This is a genomic window from Dorea sp. AM58-8, from assembly GCF_003464045.1.
Classification (GTDB): Bacteria; Bacillota; Clostridia; order Lachnospirales; family Lachnospiraceae; genus Claveliimonas; species Claveliimonas ammoniilytica.
Window position 1 is genome coordinate 76,615 of record NZ_QSDM01000007.1, and the last position, 20,243, is coordinate 96,857.

At 44.5% G+C, this 20,243-nt stretch carries 13 protein-coding genes, 1 tRNA gene and 5 pseudogenes; all 19 read left to right on the top strand.

Annotated elements, in window-relative coordinates; all coding sequences use genetic code 11:
• Positions 1–13 precede the first annotated feature (13 nt).
• The 19 genes and pseudogenes from secD to DXA18_RS07280 all read left to right on the top strand — a co-directional run bounded on the left by secD (position 14) and on the right by DXA18_RS07280 (position 20,236).
• Positions 14–2,158: a protein translocase subunit SecD gene (gene secD / locus DXA18_RS07195; RefSeq protein WP_118383323.1), complete on the top strand. Its 2,145-nt coding sequence runs from the start codon at positions 14–16 to the stop codon at positions 2,156–2,158.
• Between the two features lie 90 nt (positions 2,159–2,248).
• Positions 2,249–4,008 (top strand): annotated as a pseudogene (recJ, locus tag DXA18_RS17355) (single-stranded-DNA-specific exonuclease RecJ).
• Positions 4,009–4,140: 132 nt separating this feature from the next.
• On the top strand, positions 4,141–6,465 hold the full coding sequence (locus DXA18_RS07205) for a RelA/SpoT family protein (protein ID WP_118383357.1): 2,325 nt from the start codon (positions 4,141–4,143) through the stop codon (positions 6,463–6,465).
• A gap of 19 nt (positions 6,466–6,484) precedes the next feature.
• The gene (locus DXA18_RS07210) at positions 6,485–7,330 is read left to right on the top strand and encodes a Gfo/Idh/MocA family protein (protein ID WP_330424456.1); all 846 of its coding nucleotides are present in this window, start codon (positions 6,485–6,487) and stop codon (positions 7,328–7,330) included.
• Entirely contained in the window at positions 7,327–7,473 is a 147-nt protein-coding gene (locus tag DXA18_RS16770; RefSeq protein ID WP_330424457.1) for a hypothetical protein, read from the top strand. Before DXA18_RS07210 ends, DXA18_RS16770 begins: the two co-directional genes overlap by 4 nt.
• 149 nt (positions 7,474–7,622) lie before the next feature.
• Positions 7,623–8,132, top strand: coding sequence for an MBL fold metallo-hydrolase (locus DXA18_RS07215; RefSeq protein ID WP_334294371.1), 510 nt, complete (start codon positions 7,623–7,625; stop codon positions 8,130–8,132).
• A gap of 85 nt (positions 8,133–8,217) precedes the next feature.
• Positions 8,218–9,692: pseudogene (gene hemZ, locus DXA18_RS17360) on the top strand (coproporphyrinogen dehydrogenase HemZ).
• Positions 9,677–10,948, top strand: coding sequence for a histidine--tRNA ligase (gene hisS, locus DXA18_RS07225; protein WP_118383324.1), 1,272 nt, complete (start codon positions 9,677–9,679; stop codon positions 10,946–10,948). Before hemZ ends, hisS begins: the two are co-directional and overlap by 16 nt.
• 63 nt (positions 10,949–11,011) lie before the next feature.
• Positions 11,012–12,805 (top strand): aspartate--tRNA ligase, encoded by a 1,794-nt coding sequence (aspS, locus tag DXA18_RS07230; RefSeq protein ID WP_118383325.1) that lies wholly within the window; start codon positions 11,012–11,014, stop codon positions 12,803–12,805.
• Between the two features lie 93 nt (positions 12,806–12,898).
• Positions 12,899–13,999 carry a PD-(D/E)XK nuclease family transposase gene (locus DXA18_RS07235; protein WP_118383358.1) on the top strand — a complete coding sequence of 367 codons (1,101 nt, stop codon included), beginning with the start codon at positions 12,899–12,901 and terminating at the stop codon, positions 13,997–13,999.
• A 1-nt stretch (position 14,000) separates the two neighbouring features.
• A complete protein-coding gene (locus DXA18_RS07240; protein ID WP_118383326.1) occupies positions 14,001–14,432 on the top strand; it encodes an NUDIX hydrolase in 432 nt (143 codons plus the stop codon).
• Between the two features lie 227 nt (positions 14,433–14,659).
• Positions 14,660–15,580, top strand: coding sequence for a 1-phosphofructokinase (pfkB, locus tag DXA18_RS07245; protein WP_118383327.1), 921 nt, complete (start codon positions 14,660–14,662; stop codon positions 15,578–15,580).
• A gap of 31 nt (positions 15,581–15,611) precedes the next feature.
• Positions 15,612–15,725: pseudogene (locus DXA18_RS17605) on the top strand (hypothetical protein); the annotation flags it as partial.
• Between the two features lie 31 nt (positions 15,726–15,756).
• Positions 15,757–16,229, top strand: a pseudogene (locus DXA18_RS17365) (PTS fructose transporter subunit IIC); the annotation flags it as partial.
• Between the two features lie 74 nt (positions 16,230–16,303).
• Positions 16,304–16,474: pseudogene (locus tag DXA18_RS07260) on the top strand (DeoR family transcriptional regulator); the annotation flags it as partial.
• Positions 16,475–16,688: 214 nt separating this feature from the next.
• Positions 16,689–16,761, top strand: a tRNA-Gly gene (locus DXA18_RS07265).
• A gap of 78 nt (positions 16,762–16,839) precedes the next feature.
• The gene (locus DXA18_RS07270; RefSeq protein ID WP_118383330.1) at positions 16,840–17,562 is read left to right on the top strand and encodes a hypothetical protein; all 723 of its coding nucleotides are present in this window, start codon (positions 16,840–16,842) and stop codon (positions 17,560–17,562) included.
• A 30-nt stretch (positions 17,563–17,592) separates the two neighbouring features.
• On the top strand, positions 17,593–18,870 hold the full coding sequence (locus tag DXA18_RS07275; RefSeq protein WP_118383331.1) for a homoserine dehydrogenase: 1,278 nt from the start codon (positions 17,593–17,595) through the stop codon (positions 18,868–18,870).
• A complete protein-coding gene (locus tag DXA18_RS07280; protein WP_199665557.1) occupies positions 18,851–20,236 on the top strand; it encodes an MATE family efflux transporter in 1,386 nt (461 codons plus the stop codon). The genes DXA18_RS07275 and DXA18_RS07280 overlap by 20 nt, the downstream gene beginning before the upstream one ends.
• Positions 20,237–20,243: the final 7 nt, after the last annotated feature.

A 20,243-nucleotide genomic window follows, 5' to 3' on the forward strand; every position in this document is an offset into this window, starting at 1 on the left:
AGGAATATAAGACATGAACAAAAAGAAAGGCATTATCAGTCTCATTCTCACAGTTGTTCTGATTGGATTGCTGGGATTCACGACAATCGTGGGATTCGGCGATGCCCATATCGGAACTTCTAAGAATATCAAACTTGGTCTGGATCTGGCAGGTGGTGTAAGCATCACTTATCAGGTTAAGAATGACAATCCTACGAGTGAAGAAATGAGCGATACGATCTACAAGCTGCAGAGGCGTGTAGAACAGTACAGTACCGAGGCATCTGTATATCAGGAGGGAGACGACCGGATCAATATCGAGATTCCGGGTGTAACAGATGCAAATAAGATTCTTGACGAGCTTGGCAAGCCGGGTTCTCTGGAATTTCAGGATCCGAATGGTGAGACAGTAATTACCGGATCTGATGTCAAGACAGCGACTGTTAAGACAGGTCAGGACGATCTGAATAACAAAGAGTATTCAGTAGAGTTAACATTGAACGATGACGGAACAAAGAAGTTTGCAGATGCTACAACGGAGTTTGTGGGTCAGAAGATTTCAATCATATATGATGGTGAGACTATTAGTGCACCTAACGTAAAACAGGCTATTACCGGCGGACAGGCATATATCACCGGTAACTTTACATATGAAGAAGCGGAGAATCTTGCCTCTACGATCCGTATCGGAGGTTTGAAGTTGGAATTGGAAGAACTTCGTTCTAACGTAGTAGGTGCTCAGCTTGGCGCGCAGGCAATCAGCACCAGTGTAAAGGCAGGTATCGCAGGTCTGGTACTGGTATTCCTGCTGATGTGTTTCCTGTATCTTCTGCCTGGACTTGCATCCAGCCTGGCATTGGTTATTTATACAGGACTGGTACTGGTTATCCTGAATGCCTTTGATATTACATTGACCTTACCGGGTCTTGCGGGTATTATTCTTGGTATTGGTATGGCAGTAGACGCCAATGTTATCATCTTCGCCCGTGTGAAGGAAGAGATGAGTAAAGGCAGAAGCGTGCGCAATTCTTTGAAAGAAGGTTTCCACAAGGCAATGTCAGCCATCGTAGATGGCAATGTAACTACCCTGATCGCAGCAGCGGTACTGTGGCTGAAGGGTTCCGGTAGTGTTAAGGGATTTGCCCAGACACTGGCAATCGGTATCATCGTGTCTATGTTTACGGCACTGGTGATCACACGTATGATCGTATATGCGTTCTATGCAGTCGGTATCCACAGTGAGAAACTGTATTATAGACCGAAGAAAGAACGCAAGCCATTTGACTTCGTGGCAAAGAGAAAAGTATTCTATCCGATCGCGGCAGCAGTAATCATTGCAGGATTTGTTGTAATGGGAGCAGGCTCTGCATCAGGAAGGGGTGCATTTGCATACAGTCTGGAGTTTGAAGGCGGTACTTCTACAACGGTAGAATTCGACAAGGACTACAGCATTGACGAGCTGGATGAAAAGGTCGTTCCTGTAGTAGAAGAGGTTACAGGAGATAAGAACGTACAGACACAGAAAGTTGCCGGAGGCAACCAGGTTATCATTAAGACCAAGACTCTGGATCTGGATACTCGTGAGAAGCTGAATCAGGCTATGGCTGATAACTTTGGCGTAGATGCTTCTACGATCACAGCTGAGAATATCAGTTCTACTACAAGTAAAGAGATGCGTCAGGATGCCGTTATTGCGGTTATCGTTGCTACTATCTGTATGCTGATCTACATCTGGTTACGATTTAAGGATATCCGCTTTGCGGGAAGTGCGGTACTGGCGTTGATCCATGACGTACTGGTGGTTATCGCATTCTATGCGGTATCCAGAATTTCTGTGGGTAATACCTTTATCGCATGTATGTTGACAATCGTTGGTTACTCTATCAACGCAACCATCGTTATCTTTGACCGTATCCGTGAGCAGTTGAAGACAAAGACGAAGAATGCAGACCTGAAAGAGATCGTTAACGATAGTATTACGCAGACACTTACCAGAAGTATCTATACATCACTGACAACCTTTATCATGGTATTCTGTCTGTTTATTATGGGCGTAAGTTCTATGAGAGAATTTGCATTACCACTGATGGTAGGTATTCTGGCAGGAGCATATTCTTCTGTATGTATCACTGGTACACTGTGGTATACATTGAAGGGCAAATCAAAGAAAAAGAAATAAAAGTAATTGTTAGAAGTGACGGTTACAGACAGCCATGCCGGTTTAGGCGTGGCTGTCTTTGTATAATGAAAGTATGAAATGGAGAATATTATGGAACGCTGGGTATTGCTCAGAAAAGGCGCAGACTATCAGGCAATCGGGAAAAAATTTCATATTGCGCCGAGAATCGCATGCCTGATCCGCAATCGGGAAGTGATCGGAGATGAAGCCATTGATCAGTATCTGAATGGCACGATTGCAGATCTGCATGATGGTATGCTGATGAAAGGTATGGATCAGGCGGTGGATATTCTGATGGAAAAGATTCGGGAAGGTGCAAGGATACGTGTGATCGGAGATTATGATATCGATGGCGTGAATGCAACCTATATTCTGCTGGAGGCACTGGAAGGACTGCGTGGAGAGGTAGATATGGATATTCCGGATCGGATTACGGATGGATATGGTCTGAACCGCAATCTCATTGACCGGGCATTTGACGATGGTATTGATACGATCATTACCTGCGATAATGGAATTGCGGCGGAATCAGAGATTGCATATGCAAAAGAAATGGGAATGACTGTGATCGTTACGGATCATCATGAAGTGCCGTATACAGATGAAGGAGAAGAGCGGATTTATCATTTACCGCCAGCAGATGCAGTGGTCGATCCAAAGCAGCCGGGATGTGAATATCCATTTAAAGGACTTTGTGGAGCCGCGGTAGCGTATAAATGCATGGAATGTCTGTATGAAGCCATGGGAGAGGATTCGACAGACCTGGATTATCTGCTGGAACCAGTTGGCATTGCAACCATTGGAGATGTGATGGATCTGACAGATGAGAACAGAATCTTTGTAAAACAGGCACTGGAAATGATGGGACACAGCTCTAATCCAGGACTTCGTGCACTGATGCAGTGTACGGGGGTACCGATAGATCAGGTGCGTGCCTATCATGTCGGGTTTGTGCTTGGCCCATGTATCAATGCGGGAGGCAGATGGATACGGCAAAACGTGCACTGGCACTTCTCAGAGCAAAAAATGAACGGGATGCCATGGTACTTGCCGGCGACTTGAAGGCATTGAATGACAGTAGAAAGGAACTGACCGAGTGGGCAGTAGAAGAAGCTGTCCATATAGTGGAGGAAAAAGGATATCTGGATGATCGTGTATTAGTGATTTATTTACCGGATTGTCATGAAAGCATTGCCGGAATTGTAGCAGGAAGGATCAGAGAGCGGTATTACCGTCCGGTATATGTGCTGACTGACAGCGAGGATGGCGTTAAAGGATCAGGCAGATCCATTGAAGCATATCATATGTTTGAAGAACTGATTAAGTGCAGTGATCTGCTGACAAAGTTTGGCGGACACAGACAGGCAGCAGGACTTTCAATGGAGCCGGGAAAAGTAGACGCATTTCGCAGAAGATTAAATGAGAACTGCACACTCACAGAAAAAGATCTGCAGGAGAAGGTCTCAATAGATATGGAACTTCCATTTTCCAACATTACAGAACAGTTTATCGAAGAGCTGGAACTGTTAGAACCATTTGGAAAAGGCAATACCAAGCCGGTATTTGCAGTGCGAAATGCAGAACTCTTATCTGCCAGAATAATTGGCAAAGAGCGTAACATGCTGAAGTTTCAGATTCGGGATGACAGCCGTGTGACGATGGAAGCATTATACTTCGGAGATGCGCCTGTATTTATGGAAACAGTGACTGCCAGATATGGAAGAGACTGCGCAGAACGGTTGCTTGCAGGTAAATCATCCGGTATTCGGATGTCATTTACTTTTTATCCGGGTATTAATGAATACATGGGTAACCGAAGTATGCAAATTATCATTACCCATTATATGTAATTATAATTACCTATAAATAGGTATAATATGTAAAAGAGTTTGAAAACATTGTATCCAAATGCTATACTATAAGATAGTATATTCGATACTGAAAGGAAGGAGGGCATTGATATGGCAGATGTGAAGAAACAGATGGAGCCGAGCAGCAGTATCAGACCGGAAGTTATTACAGAGAACCAGGCAATTGGTCTGGAAGTTGTAGATGGTCATGCAGTGAAAGCACCTGCAGATTATCAAGACCCTGAGGAATTATATCAGATTCTGATTAACAAAGTGAAAACGTATCATCCGTCAGAAGATGTGTCCATGATCGAGAAAGCATATAAGCTTGCAAAGGAAGCTCACAAAGGACAATTCCGTAAATCTGGGGAAGCATACATCATTCATCCCCTGTGGGTAGCTATTATACTGGCGAATCTGGAACTGGATAAGGAGACAATCGTAGCCGGAATACTCCACGATGTGGTAGAGGATACGGTTATGACAGATGAAGAGATACGAAAAGAATTTGGAGATGAGGTAGCACTTCTGGTAGATGGTGTTACCAAGTTGGGACAGTTGTCTTATTCTGCAGATAAGCTGGAAGTACAGGCAGAGAACCTGAGAAAGATGTTCCTGGCTATGGCAAAGGATATCCGTGTTGTCATTATTAAGCTGGCTGACCGCCTGCATAATATGCGGACGCTGCAGTTTATGCGCCCGGAGAAGCAGAAAGAAAAAGCAAGAGAGACGATGGACATTTATGCACCAATCGCGCAGAGACTTGGTATCTCCAGGATTAAGACGGAGTTGGATGATCTGTCTTTAAAATATCTGAAGCCAGAGGTGTTTTATGATCTGGTAGATCAGATCAATGCACGTAAGACAGAACGAGAAGAATTTATCCAACAGATTGTTGAGGAAGTATCTAATCATATTAAGAATGCGAATATTGATGCGGATGTTTACGGAAGGGTAAAGCATTTCTTCAGTATCTATAAGAAAATGGTGAATCAGGATAAAACAGTTGACCAGATTTATGACCTGTTTGCTGTACGTATTGTAGTAGATTCCGTCAAGGACTGTTATGCGGCGTTGGGTGTGATCCACGAGATGTATACACCGATTCCGGGCAGATTTAAGGATTATATCGCTATGCCAAAGGCGAATATGTACCAATCTCTGCATACGACACTGATGAGTTCTGCGGGACAGCCGTTTGAGGTGCAGATCCGCACTCATGAGATGCATAAGACTGCAGAATATGGTATTGCAGCACACTGGAAATACAAAGAGTCCAATGATGGCAAGAAGAGTGTGAAAGTTCAGGAAGAAGAGAAGCTGAACTGGCTCAGGCAGATCCTGGAGTGGCAGAGGGACATGTCTGATAACAAGGAGTTCCTTTCTATGCTGAAAGGAGATCTGGATCTGTTTAAAGAAGATGTATATTGCTTTACGCCAAACGGAGAAGTAAAGCGTTTGCCGAATGGCTCTACTCCGATTGATTTTGCCTACGCGATCCACAGTGCGGTAGGTAATAAGATGGTCGGTGCCAGAGTGAACGGTAAGCTTGTAACTATTGATTACAAGATTCAGAACGGAGACAGAATCGAGATCCTGACTTCGCAGAATTCCAAAGGACCAAGCCGTGACTGGTTGAACATCGTGGCGAGTTCACAGGCGAAGTCTAAGATCAATCAGTGGTTTAAAAAGCAGTTTAAAGAAGAGAATATTATACGCGGTAAGGAACTGATGGCAGTTTACTGCCGGTCTAAGAGTATTGAGATTACGAATATTACCAAGCCGAAGTATCAGGAGATTGTGCAGAGAAAATACGGATTCAGAGATTGGGAGTCTGTACTTGCGGCGGTTGGACATGGCGGCTTAAAAGAAGGTCAGGTAGTGAACCGACTTGTGGAGGAATACAGCAAGGAGCACAAGAAAGAGATTACCAATGAGGCTGTTCTTGAAAAGGTAGCAGAAGCGACCAAGAATAAGGTGCACATTGCGAAGTCTAAGAGTGGTATCGTGGTCAAAGGTATTGATGATGTGGCTGTTCGTTTCTCACGTTGCTGTAATCCGGTGCCGGGTGACGAGATCGTGGGATTTGTAACCCGCGGAAGAGGACTTTCTATTCACCGTACGGACTGCGTGAATATATTAAATCTGACGGATGCTGAAAGAGCCCGACTGATCAATGCAGAGTGGGAAAGCACTGTTACCGGCAAAGAAGGCGGTCAGTATCTGACAGATATCAAGATGTATGCTGAGGACAGACAGGGACTTTTGATGGAGATGTCTCGTGTATTTACGGAAGAGAAGATAGACGTTAAGACTATGAATGTGCGCACAAGTAAGAAGAATACAGCCACGATTGAAGTTGGATTTATCGTACACGGCAGAGAGGAACTGGAGCGTGTAGTTAAGAAACTGCAGCAGTTATCAGGTGTGATCGATATTGAACGTACAGCTGGCTAATCCGACGGGAGGATAATGTATGAATTTTGGAATTGTTGGAACGAATTTTATTTCTGACTGGTTTGTAAATGCAGGAAGACACTGCGAAGGATTCTGTGTACAGGCAGTGTATTCCCGCACCATGGAGAAGGGAAGAACTTTCGCAGATAAGCATGGAATTCCAGATTGCTATGATTCACTGGAAGCACTTGCATCAGCAGATAATGTGGATGCAGTGTATATTGCAAGCCCGACAGCCTGTCATGCAGCACAGAGTATCCAGATGCTGAATGCAGGGAAACATGTACTCTGTGAGAAACCGGTAGCGTCTAACGAGAAGGAGCTCCGGGCAATGCTTGCAGCAGCAAAGGAACATGGTGTGGTCTTTATGGAGGCAATGAAACTGGTGATCAATCCGGCATTTGATGCTATTATGGAGAATTTGCCAAAGATTGGTAAGATCCGAAGAGTAACATTTCAGATGTGCCAGTATTCCAGCAGATATGATAAGTTTAAGAATGGAATCATTGAAAATGCATTCCGCCCGGAATTATCCAATGGAAGCCTGATGGATATCGGTGTCTACTGTGTACATCCGATGGTAAAGATCCTTGGAAAACCAGACCGTGTGATGGCATCCTGTGTGAAACTGCATAACGGTGTGGATGGCATGGGGACGATCCTTGCATCCTATGATGAACAGGGAGCACAGGCAGAACTGATCTATTCTAAGATCACAGATTCGCCGGTTCCAAGCCAGATTCAGGGAGAAGATGGCACGATGTATATGGAAAGCCTGCCTATCCTAACGAGGTATGGATCAGATACCGGGATAAGAGCAGGGAAGATATTTCATTTGAACTGGAAGATCCTGGTAATAATATGAATTATGAGATTGCAGAATTTATGCGCATTGCGGAAGCGAATGGATCCGCTGAAACACATAACCAATATTCGGTATGGGAGATGCAGGTCATGGATGAAGCGCGCCGTCAGATGGGAATTGTATTTCCGGCTGACAGAGGATAAGAGCGTATAGGTATAATATAGGCAGAGGGATAGAATATGACAGTAAAACAATTTCTGGCAGGCCCGATCGGGACAAACTGCTATTTATTGATCAATGAAAAACAAAAGAAGCGGTTATCGTAGATCCGGCGTCCTGTCCGGATTATATGATGAATTATATCAAGGCGGAAGAGATTAAATTGAAAGCAGTTCTGCTTACACATGCGCATTTTGACCATATTATGGGAATTGATGATGTTCTTAACAAATATGGTAAGATGCCGGTATATGTGCATGAGGCAGATAAGCCGATGCTGGAGGATCCACAGCAGAATATGACGATGTCCTGTGGCTTTCCTTATGCTTACAAAGGGGCACAGGCAGTGCAGGATGGTCAGGTGTTGTCACTGATCGGTTATGAATTCAAAGTTCTTCATACACCGGGACATACACCGGGAGGATGCTGTTATTATATTGCATCGGAGCATGTGCTGATCAGTGGAGATACGCTGTTCCAGCAGTCCATCGGAAGAACGGATTTCCCTGGAGGAAGCATGAGTGATCTTGTCCGTGCAGTGAAAGAGAAGCTGATGATACTTCCGGAGGATACCGTGGTATATCCCGGACATATGGGAACGACCACAATCGCAGATGAAAAGAGAATGAATCCATTTTTGTAGTGAATGGATCATTTAGTATAGTAAGAAGAGAAAGAGCCGGGCATCTGATGTGATTTCAGATGCCTGTTCAAGTAAAGGAACTATTATGATAAAGATAGAAGCAAAAGAAGAACGGTATCTGTATAATGCCTATCATATGATCAAGGCCTTTTATGCATCGGAAGAGGTCGAACAGTGCTGCAAGAAGAATCAGAAGGAAGATCTGAAACTGACGGAGACAGACGGAACATCACAGATTTTTACAATAGATACAGACCATATCCATTGTGTGAACGATATCCGGCGAGAGCTTGACAGAAAGGTATATCAGTATCTGGTTCATCGAACAGGTAAAGAACTTGCGTGGGGGATGCTGACCGGAGTCCGACCTGCTAAGCTTGCTACAAAAGCGGTAGAGCAAGGTGTAGAGAAAACAGAGTTTATAAAGCAATTTCAGGAAGAATATCTGGTGTCAGCGGAAAAGGCAGGACTTGCATATGACATTGCAGTGCGGGAGCGGGATGTATTATCAGAACTCGATTATAAGGATGGCTACAGTCTGTATGTAGGCATTCCGTTCTGTCCAAGTGTGTGTAGTTACTGTTCGTTCAGTTCTGGACCGATAGATAAATGGCGAGATCAGATTCCGGCATATCTGGATGCGCTTTGCAAAGAACTTACATATATCGGAAAAGTATCCTCAGAGAAGAAACTGAATACTATTTACATCGGAGGCGGTACACCTACCAGCTGGATGCAGAGCAGCTGGATCAGATTCTGACCTGTATTGATCAGTCATTTTCCAGAGAGCATCTGCTGGAATATACGGTGGAAGCCGGAAGACCAGACAGTATTACGGAAAAGAAACTTCAGGTGATAAAACGGCATGGAGTTACACGTATTTCTATTAATCCACAGACTATGCAGCAGAAGACATTGGATCGGATTGGAAGAAAGCACAGTGTGCAGGAAGTAAAAGACATTTACCGGATGGCGCGGAAACTTGGATTTGCCAATATCAATATGGATCTGATCGCCGGGCTCCCAGGAGAGGGTCTGGAAGATATGAAGGATACGCTTGCGCAGATCCAGGAGCTTGCGCCGGACAGCCTGACTGTGCATTCACTTGCAATCAAGCGTGCGGCGCAGATGGGGCAGGAGAAGAGTACTCTTGGCTATGTGCGGGATCTGGAGGAACAGACGGAGCATCCGGAAAGAATGGCAGAGACATTATCAGCGATGATCGAATGTGCGCATGAGACGGCCTATGAGATGGAACTAGTGCCATATTATCTGTACCGGCAGAAGAATATTGCGGGTAATTTTGAAAATGTTGGTTATGCAAAGGTTGACAAAGCCGGAATATACAATATACTTATTATGGAAGAAAAACAGTCGATTATTGCGGCAGGTGCAGGTGCATCAACCAAGATCGTACTGCCAGTGCCTGTTCCTGTACCAGGCAGCAGGAATGGAAAAACCACGACATTGATTCGTGTGGAAAATGTAAAAAGCATTCGGGATTACATTGCCCGGATTGATGAAATGATAGAGCGAAAAGGAGAATGGTTATGGCATTAAAGAAGAAACCAGTCACCGGTATGAAGGACATGATGCCGGACGAGATGGAGATCCGTGATTACGTGATCCACCTGATCAAAGAGACTTATAAGACATATGGATTTACCTCGATGGAGACACCATGTGTAGAGCATATTGAGAACCTGTGCAGCAAGCAGGGGGGAGATAATGAGAAGCTGATCTTTAAGATCCTGAAGCGTGGCGAGAAGCTGAAGCTTGAGACTGCAAAGGATGAGGCAGATCTGGTAGACGGAGGACTTCGTTATGATCTGACTGTACCGCTTGCAAGATACTATGCAAATCATGCTAACGATCTGCCGTCACCGTTCAAGGCATTGCAGATCGGTAATGTATGGCGTGCAGACCGTCCGCAGAGAGGACGTTTCCGTCAGTTCATGCAGTGTGATATTGACATTCTCGGTGAGGCATCGAACCTCGCAGAGATCGAGCTGATCCTTGCAACGACAGCAATGCTTGGTAAGCTTGATTTTACGAATTTTACAGTTAAGATCAATGACCGTAATATCCTGAAAGCCATGGCGGCTTACTGTGGATTTAAGGAAGAAGATTATGATGAAGTATTTATTATCTTGGATAAGATGGACAAGATCGGTAAAGATGGCGTAGCAGAAGAACTCTGTGAGATGGGTTATGACAGATCAGCTGTTGATCAGTATCTTGGATTGTTTGATGAGATCACACCAGACGTATCCGGTATCCGCTATCTGAAAGAGAAGCTTGGCGATTGCCTGAAAGATGAGACGGCAGACGGTATGGGACAGATTATTTCCAGCGTAGAAGCCGCAAAGGAATGTGACTTCAAGTTACAGTTTGATCCGACACTGGTGCGTGGACAGTCATACTACACAGGAACCATTTTCGAGGTGACGATGGATGACTTCGGCGGCTCTGTTGCCGGAGGTGGAAGATATGATAAGATGATCGGTAAATTTACCGGACAGGACACACCGGCATGTGGATTCTCTATCGGATTCGAGCGTATTGTTATGCTGCTTCTGGAAAATGGATATCAGATTCCGTCTAAGCGTGCAAAAAAAGCATATCTGCTGGAGAAGAAGATGCCGCAGGAAGGCATCCTGAAAGTGCTGAATCTTGCCAAAGCAGATCGTGCGGCAGGCAAGCAGGTGTTGATCGTGAATATGAAAAAGAATAAAAAGTTCCAGAAGGAACAGCTGGCAGCAGACGGTTACGAAGAAATCGTGGACTGCTACCGTGATTCCATAATGGAGCTGTAAGATTGATAGCTATACAATCAATATAGAAGTTAATATAGAAGAGAACAATCGAGGAGGATTATCATGGCTGAGTCAATGAAAGGACTTAAGAGAACGCACAGATGTGCGGAGCTGTCAGCAGCTAATATCGGCGAGACAGTTACAATTATGGGATGGGTGCAGAAGAACAGAAATAAAGGTGGACTAGTGTTTGTGGACGTGAGAGATCGTTCCGGTATCATCCAGATCGTGTGTGAGGAAGGAAAGACGGATGCCGCAGTAATCGAAAAGGCGACAAAGCTGCGTTCTGAATATGTAGTAGCTGTAGTTGGTACGGTTGCAAAACGTTCCGGTGCAGTGAATGAGAACCTGGCAACAGGAGAGATCGAAGTATTGCCGACAGAACTTCGGATTCTGGCAGAGGCTGAGACACCTCCGTTCCACATTGAAGAGAATTCTAAGACAAAAGAAGAAATCCGTCTGAAGTACCGTTATCTGGATCTGAGAAGACCGGATATGCAGAGAAACCTGATGATGAGAAGTAAAGTAGCGACCCTCACCCGTCAGTTCTTAGCAGAAGAAGGATTCCTTGAGATTGAAACTCCGGTACTGATCGGAAGTACACCGGAAGGAGCCAGAGATTATCTGGTGCCAAGCCGTATCCATCAGGGACATTTTTATGCGCTGCCACAGTCACCACAGCTGTTTAAACAGCTTCTGATGTGCTCAGGCTGTGACCGGTATTTCCAGCTTGCCAAATGTTTCCGTGACGAAGACCTTCGTGCGGACAGACAGCCGGAATTTACACAGATCGATATGGAGCTGTCTTTCGTAGATGTTGACGATGTAATTGAAGTCAATGAGAGACTGCTTGCCAAACTGTTCAAAGAAGTGCTTGGCGTAGAGGTATCTCTGCCAATTCAGCGTATGACATGGCAGGAAGCGATGGATCGCTTCGGTTCTGACAAGCCGGATATCCGTTTTGGTATGGAACTGAATGACGTTACAGACGTTGTACGTGACTGCGAGTTTGTCGTATTTAAGAATGCGATTGAAAATGGCGGAACTGTTCGCGGTATCAATGCCAAAGGACAGGGCGGTATGCCGAGAAAGAAGATTGATAAGCTTGTTGCATTTGCTAAGGATTACGGTGCAAAGGGGCTGGCATATATTGCAATCCAGGAAGATGGTACAGTCAAGTCTTCATTTGCCAAATTCATGACAGACGAGCAGATGAAAGCCCTGATCGATGCGATGGGCGGAGAGAACGGAGACCTGCTTCTCTTTGCGGCAGATAAGAATAAAGTCGTATGGGCAGTACTTGGCGCACTGCGCCTGGAGCTGGCTGCACAGATGGATCTGTTAGATAAGAATGAATACAAATTCCTGTGGGTAACAGAGTTCCCACTGCTTGAGTGGAATGATGAGCAGAACCGTTTCACAGCAATGCATCATCCATTTACCATGCCGATGGAAGAAGACCTGCAGTACATCGACAGTGATCCGGGACGCGTTCGTGCGAAAGCATACGATATCGTGCTGAATGGTAACGAGATTGGCGGAGGAAGTGTGCGTATCTTCAATCCTGAGATCCAGAGCAAGATGTTCGAGGTACTTGGATTTACACCGGAACAGGCACAGGAACAGTTCGGATTCCTGCTGACAGCATTCAAGTACGGAGTACCGCCGCACGCAGGACTTGCATACGGACTGGATCGTCTGGTAATGCTGATGGCAAAAGAAGACAGCATCCGTGACGTGATCGCATTCCCGAAGGTAAAGGATGCATCCGACCTGATGACAGAAGCTCCGACAAGAGTTGCACAGGAGCAGTTGGATGAACTGGGGCTTGCAATTACCGCAGAGACAGAAGAATAAAAGAAAATAATGAGATACCCGTTTGGACAAGATCTGAACGGGTATTTTTTTATGGATTATTTTACAGTGATGATTTACCAGGAGGAAGTGTCTATGACCAATAAGCTACAACAGTATTTTCCAATGATTCGAACGGAAGAAGAAGTTCTGAGTGAAATTAACAGCCGCTCACATCTGAAACAAATGTATGAAGAATGGGAAGGAGAGGAACAAAGGGGATTTCTGGATTTTGTTACAGGAGCCAAAGGTGTCAAAATGATGTATGATTTCATCAGCAAAGAAATTTTGAATCCGGAGATATATAAAGAAAGGGTAGAAGAATTTATATCCTTGCTTCTGGGTCAGAATGTGAAAATACTGGAAGTGCTGCCGAATGAAGAGACAGGGCTATCTGATGGGTATTCTATTTTGATTATGGATATCGTCGTGGAATTAGAAAACGGAAGTATCGTGAATCTGGAAATTCAAAAAAATGGATATATGTTTCCGGGAGAACGAAGCGCTTGTTATTCGGCGGATCTATTGCTGAGACAGTACAGGCGCGTGCGGATGAGAAATAAAGAAGAAGGACAGAAAAAGAAGTCCTGCTACCGTGATATAAAGGATGTATATACGATTGTATTATTTGAGACAAGTCCATCAGAGTTACATAGATTCCGAGACCGGTATCTGCATCACTTTGAGCAGACCTCAGATAGTGGAGCAAAAATGAATCTTTTACAGAAATATCTTTTTGTAGCGCTTGACAATTTCCGGAGTATTAAGCACAATGAAAGTAGCAAAATGGTGATAAATAATCGGTTAGAAGCATGGCTTGCTTTTATGTGTATGGATGATCCGGATGATATACTGAGAATTATAGAGAGTTGTCCGGACTTTAAGGAAATGTACGAGCAAATTTATGATATCTGCCGGAATCTGGATGGAGTGATGAGAATGTTTTCAAAAGAATTGCAGGAACTGGATCGCAACAGTGTAGAGCTGATGGTAGATGAGATGCAGAAAGATCTGGATAAGACCAGAGAGAAACTGGTTGAGACGAGAAAGAAAGTAGAGATACAAAATCAGGAACTGGTAAAGAAGAATGAAAAAATAGAGACACAGAATCTCCAGCTGATGGATACGAGAAAAGAAATAGAGTTGTTAAAGAAAGAATTGGAAAATATGAAGAAGTTGTACGAGGAGAATAAGTAAGATGCTGGAAGTGAAGTTCTATGATTCAGTTACGGATGGACTGTTAAAGTTCGCAGTGATTATTTCAAGATATGATGGAAAGTGGGTGTTTTGCAAACATAAAGAAAGAGATACTTATGAAGCACCAGGCGGACACAGAGAAGAGGGCGAAGCTATCTTTGATACTGCAAAGAGAGAACTGCAGGAAGAGACGGGAGCAGTTAAGTTTTCTGTAGAACCTGTATGCGTGTATTCTGTGACCGGTAAGAACCGGGTCAATGATACCGGAGAAGAAACATTTGGATTATTGTGCTATGCAGATATAGAAGAATTTTCCGGAACATTGGACAGTGAGATAGAAAAGGTTGTGATGTTGGAAGAGCTTCCGGATAATTGGACTTATCCGCTAATACAGCCCAAACTGATTGCAAAAGTTGTAGAATGTAAACTATAAGAATATGTGTAGTATTTTGCGACGAACATAAATGGTTACAAATGTGGTTGATCGTGAAAGAGTCTGTCATTTGACAGGCTCTTTTATTGCACCATAAATAGCCAAACTCAATCAAACTCGTGCAAACGATACAAAAAAACAGTTGTGGATATTTGTGAAATGGTTTGATTGACCTTGACTGAGTTTGGCGATATATTGATATCAGAAAGAGAACAGGAGGGAAAATGATGATTTACACGGTTACATTTAATCCGTCTCTGGACTACATTGTATCGGTAGAGAATTTCCAGCTGGGTCTTACCAACCGTACCAGTTCGGAACTGATGCTTCCGGGAGGCAAGGGTGTCAATGTGTCGACCGTTCTTATGAATCTGGGAATTGAGAACACAGCACTTGGATTTGCGGCAGGCTTTGTTGGAGATGAGATTGTCAGACAGATGGAAGAGATGGGTGTACAGAATGGATTCATCCGGATTGAAGAAGGAGTGTCCCGAATCAATCTGAAGTTAAAGTCTATCGATGGAACGGAGATTAACGGACAGGGTCCTGTGATCAGTCCGAAGCATGTAGAAGAACTGATGAAGCGGCTTGACAGACTGGGAGAAGGGGATGTGTTATTCCTTTCAGGAAGTATTCCGGCATCCATGCCAGATGATGCATATCAGAAGATCATGGAACGGCTGGATGGAAGAGGAGTACAGATCATTGTAGATGCGACCAAAGATCTGCTTATGAAAGTGTTGGAATATCATCCATTTTTGATCAAGCCGAATAACCATGAGCTTGGAGAAATCTTTGACGTGGAACTTAGGACCAGAGAAGAGGTTATTCCGTATGCGAAGAAGCTGCAGGAAAAAGGCGCAGTTAATGTGTTGGTTTCCATGGCCGGTGAAGGGGCGGTGTTTATTGATGCAAATGGAGACGTACATATGGCTCCGGCACCGAGGGGAACGCTGGTTAATGGCGTTGGTGCGGGAGATTCCATGGTGGCAGGATTTATGGCAGGATGGTTGGAAAAGCAGGATTATGAACATGCATTTTGCATGGGAGTGTCCGCAGGAAGCGCCAGTGCTTTTTCAGAACATTTGGCAACAAAGGCTGAGATAGAAACAGTGTATCAACAGGTACGGGTAATAAGTAATCTATAAAAGGTATAAGAGGAGTCAGGAGGAAGGAAGAATGAGAATCACAGATTTGCTGGATAAGAGAAGCATTTCTCTGGATGGAGCCCTGAAGAATAAGCAGGAAGCCCTGGATATGGCAATTGATTTGATGAAGGGCAGTGATAAGATCGATGATCAGGAAGCTTATCGAAAACAGGTATATAAGCGAGAAGCTTCCGGAAGCACTGGAGAAGATTGCACCGGTACTTCTGTATCCGTTATTTGGCATTCTGATCATTGGGCTTCTGATGAACTTCGTTATCGAGCCTGTCATGGGAGCGATTAACGGAGCAATGAACAGCGGACTTATGAGTATGAGCGGTTCCAGCAAGATCATTTTTGGCATGATTCTCGGAGGAATGATGGCAACTTTATTATGGGTCTGGCATTTATTACAGAGGGTTCAATCCCATTTGCGGCAGCAGATCCGATCCATGTACTTCCGGCATGTATCATCGGTTCGGCAGCAGCAGGAGCATTATCTATGGCATTCCAGTGTACATTGATGGCACCGCATGGCGGAATCTTCGTATTTCCGGTAGTTGGTAATCCGCTGATGTACCTGCTGGCACTGGTAGTTGGAACAGTTATAAGCGCAATCCTTCTCGGTGTTCTGAAGAAAAAGGTTGCATAATTAAGGCTGATGTATTCTTGACTGGCAAATGTGAATGCGGTATGCTGATTACAGGACATGTAAGGAGAACGCATATGCTTACAGAACAGAGATATGAACTGATATTACTATTATTAGAAGATAAAAAAAGTATAACAGTAGCTGAGGTTCGGGATCTTCTCCGAACCTCGGAGTCTACCGTAAGAAGAGATATTACGGCACTGGATAAGGCAGGTAAGCTGACAAAAGTATTCGATGGAGCAGTGCAAAGAATGTTATATTGTGATGGACTCATCCAAATTTGATCTAATCAGTCCGGTAAGTTTTTCGACGTTTTATGGGGGCACGATTCTGACTGACCGGATTGTAAGCGGCTATGAAGACATGCAGCATATTGTAAAAGTTCCTTAAAAAAGTTGTTGACAAATCGCAAATGCCGTAGTAGAATAATTGTTGTTCTGATGCGGAACAATTCAATATGCGACAGTGGCTCAGTTGGTAGAGTACAACCTTGCCAAGGTTGGGGTCGCGGGTTCGAACCCCGTCTGTCGCTCTTGATAAAGAGATTTTCGATTTGCTTCGGAGATCTCTTATTTTTTGTACTGCAACAATTCAAGGAGGGGAGAACTGCATGGAGCTTCAGATTTATCATTCGGTAAATGAAGGTTTATACCTGTGGAATGGGACGAGTGGGCTGTTGATTGACGGACTGCATCGGGGAAGGGAAATAGGATTTTCTGATACATCGGAGCAGTATATTTGTATGATGCGTCAGGGAAGGAGTTTTTTTGCCAAACCTAATGACCTGCTTTTTACCCATATTCATGAGGATCATTATAATCAGGCACTGGTGGACGAGTTTCAGCAAAGGTATCCGGGACGTATTGTCTATGCTCCGGGACTTGACAAAGATAATATTCAGCCAGTAGTATTAGAACATGGCATTGCCAGAATGCAGATTGAAGAATATGAGGTTTATGCATTTACTACGGTACATGACGGGAAGATTTATGAAGACGAACCGCATTGTTCGTATCTGATCCGTTGGAAGAACCGCTGGATCTGGGTCAGTGGAGATGCAATCCTTGTACCAGAGCTTGCAGACAGGATACGAACATATACGGGGCAGGACAATGTCTGGAAAGCGTTTGTAATGGTCTATCAGATCAGCAGTGAAAGTGGAAAAGCTTTCCTGAAAAAACTTGCACCGGAACAGATCTGTCTGTACCATCTTCCTTATCCGGAGGATGACAGATATCATTTTTGTAATCTTGCAGAGCAGAAATGCAGGCAGTGCAAAGCAGAAGGGCTTCCGGTGAAGGTGATCGCATCGGACAGCTTTATAGATAGTTAATACAGAGGATGAGATAAAAGGAGACAAGGTATGAAGACAGTGAAAATTGGATTACTTGGACTTGGAACAGTAGGCGGAGGTGTCTACAAATTGGTCGAGAGACAAAAGAGTGAGATGGTCAGCAAGACCGGAGCAGATGTGGAGATTGCTAAGATTCTGGTTCACAACCGGAATAAAAAGCGTGAAGGCATTGATGAAAGTTTGCTGACGGATCAGTGGAAAGACATTATAGAAGATAAAGAGATTGACATTGTAGTTGAAGTAATGGGCGGTATTGAACCCGCAAAGACGATCATCACAGAAGCGCTGAAAGCCGGCAAGAATGTAGTAACTGCTAATAAAGATCTGTTGGCGGTATGTGGTGAAGATCTGCTGGAGATTGCAGCAGCACATCATGTGGATCTGATGTTTGAGGCAGCAGTAGCTGGCGGAATCCCGATTATGCGTCCGCTTCGTCAGTGTCTGGCCGGTAATGAGATTACAGAGGTTACCGGTATTGTCAATGGTACGACGAACTATATTCTGACGAAAATGTTTGAGCTGGGGATGAGCTTTGAGGAAGCCCTCGCCAAAGCAACGGAGCTTGGTTATGCGGAAGCGGATCCGACAGCAGATATTGAAGGCCTGGATGCCGGACGCAAAGTGGCAATTATGGCTACTTCCGCATTTCACAGCAAGGTCGTATTTGATGATGTGCATATCGAGGGTATTACTAAAATTACAGCCCAGGATATCAAGTATGCAAAAGAATTTGACAGTGTGATCAAGTTGATCGGTATTGCCCGTAATACGGAGAGTGGTATTGAGGCATGCGTATATCCGATGTTGCTTTCATCTGAGCATCCATTAGCATCTGTGCGCAATTCCTTTAATGCGGTATTTGTACATGGTGATGCAGTGGACGATGTTATGTTTTACGGCCGAGGTGCGGGAGAATTTCCGACAGCCAGTGCTGTGATGGGAGATATTATCGATGTGATCCGTGATATGGTAAATGGATGTACCGGACGTATCAGTAATACCTGCTACAGAGAACTCCCGGTGAAAAAGTGCAGAGATATCAGAAGCAAATTCTTCCTTCGTATGCAGGTGGAGAACCGTCCTGGCGTACTGGCTTCGATTGCAAGTGTATTTGGGGAGCATAAGGTCAGCATCAACAAGGTGGTTCAGAAGATTATTACAGACGGTATGGCAGAGGTCGTAATCGTTACGGATGCTGTTAAGGAATATCATATGCAGGATGCGCAGGAAGAACTCCTTCGTATGCCTATAGTGAAGGAGATCAGCAGTGTCATCAGAGAATATTAAACAGGGGAATCCTCTTGCAGAGGAAAAGATCGGGCGTTTGATCGCCCGGTTTGCTGTGCCGGCGATCATCAGTATGCTGGTCAGTTCGCTATATAATATTGTAGACCAGATATTTATCGGACAGGGTGTAGGAATGCTTGGCAATGCGGCGACCAATATTGCTTTTCCGGTATCTATTATATGTACAGCTACGGCACTTCTGCTGGGAATCGGAAGTGCATCGAATTATAACCTGGAAGCAGGGGCGGGAAGAAATGACCGTGCAGCAGGGATCGCAGGCAACGGACTTGCTATGCTGGTAATCTGTGGTGTGGTAATCGGTGCAGTTGTATTGATTTTTCTGAATCCATTGCTGCACCTGTTTGGTGTGACGAAAGAGATCCTGCCATATGCGCAGGATTATACAGGAATTACGGCAATTGGTATTCCGTTTCTGATCCTCACTACCGGCGGTAATCATCTGATCCGTGCGGACAGAAGTCCGACGTATTCTATGACCTGCATGTTAACAGGAGCGATCCTGAATACAATACTGGATCCGCTGTTTATCTTTGTGTGTCACTGGGGCATCAAAGGTGCAGCAGCGGCAACTGTGATCGGTCAGGTGGTATCCGGCCTGATGGTAATCTATTATTTTAGCAAAAAACGGAAGATGGATCTGAAACGAAGTATGTTTGTACCAAAGGCGGGGTATCTGAAGATGATCGTATCGCTTGGGATGGCGTCCTGCATTAATCAGATTGCCATGGCAATTGTGCAGATTACCATGAATAATACTTTGCGGTATTATGGAGCACAGTCCATGTATGGATCGGAGATTCCGCTTGCCTGCGTGGGAGTTATTTCCAAGGTGAATATGGTCTTTATGGCAATTGCAATCGGCATTGCCCAGGGGTGTCAACCGATTTGGGGATTTAATTACGGAGCCCATAATTATGATAGGGTAAGGGAAGCTTATAAGAAGGCATTTGCCATCTGTATTGTGCTTGGCGTAGTGTTTTTTGGATGTTTTCAGTTGTTTCCAAGACAGATTGTCAGTATTTTCGGTTCGGGGAGCGAGGCGTATTTCCATTTTGCGGAACGGTATTTCCGAATTTTTATGTTTGTTACGTTTTTGAATGGCATTCAACCGATGTCTTCAGGATTCTTTACATCCATCGGAAAATCGAAGCTTGGTATCGTAGTATCCCTGACCAGGCAGATCATTTTCCTGTTGCCATTGATTCTGATTTTTCCGTTATTCATGGGAATCGATGGAGTAATGTATGCGGGACCGATTGCGGACGGCGCAGCAGCTCTTGTAGCAATTATATTTGCAGAACGAGAAATGAAGGCTTTACAGCAGGGTAACGTTGTGCTAGAATGATACCCGA

Excerpts from the sequence above, each read along its gene's own strand:
- secD (WP_118383323.1), top strand. The coding sequence starts at position 14 with ATGAACAAAAAGAAAGGCATTATCAGTCTCATTCTCACAGTTGTTCTG.
- DXA18_RS07205 (WP_118383357.1), top strand. The coding sequence starts at position 4,141 with ATGGAGCCGAGCAGCAGTATCAGACCGGAAGTTATTACAGAGAACCAG.
- DXA18_RS07210 (WP_330424456.1), top strand. The coding sequence starts at position 6,485 with ATGAATTTTGGAATTGTTGGAACGAATTTTATTTCTGACTGGTTTGTA.
- DXA18_RS16770 (WP_330424457.1), top strand. The coding sequence starts at position 7,327 with ATGAATTATGAGATTGCAGAATTTATGCGCATTGCGGAAGCGAATGGA.
- DXA18_RS07215 (WP_334294371.1), top strand. The coding sequence starts at position 7,623 with ATGAATTATATCAAGGCGGAAGAGATTAAATTGAAAGCAGTTCTGCTT.
- hisS (WP_118383324.1), top strand. The coding sequence starts at position 9,677 with ATGGTTATGGCATTAAAGAAGAAACCAGTCACCGGTATGAAGGACATG.
- aspS (WP_118383325.1), top strand. The coding sequence starts at position 11,012 with ATGGCTGAGTCAATGAAAGGACTTAAGAGAACGCACAGATGTGCGGAG.
- DXA18_RS07235 (WP_118383358.1), top strand. The coding sequence starts at position 12,899 with ATGACCAATAAGCTACAACAGTATTTTCCAATGATTCGAACGGAAGAA.
- DXA18_RS07240 (WP_118383326.1), top strand. The coding sequence starts at position 14,001 with ATGCTGGAAGTGAAGTTCTATGATTCAGTTACGGATGGACTGTTAAAG.
- pfkB (WP_118383327.1), top strand. The coding sequence starts at position 14,660 with ATGATTTACACGGTTACATTTAATCCGTCTCTGGACTACATTGTATCG.
- DXA18_RS07270 (WP_118383330.1), top strand. The coding sequence starts at position 16,840 with ATGGAGCTTCAGATTTATCATTCGGTAAATGAAGGTTTATACCTGTGG.
- DXA18_RS07275 (WP_118383331.1), top strand. The coding sequence starts at position 17,593 with ATGAAGACAGTGAAAATTGGATTACTTGGACTTGGAACAGTAGGCGGA.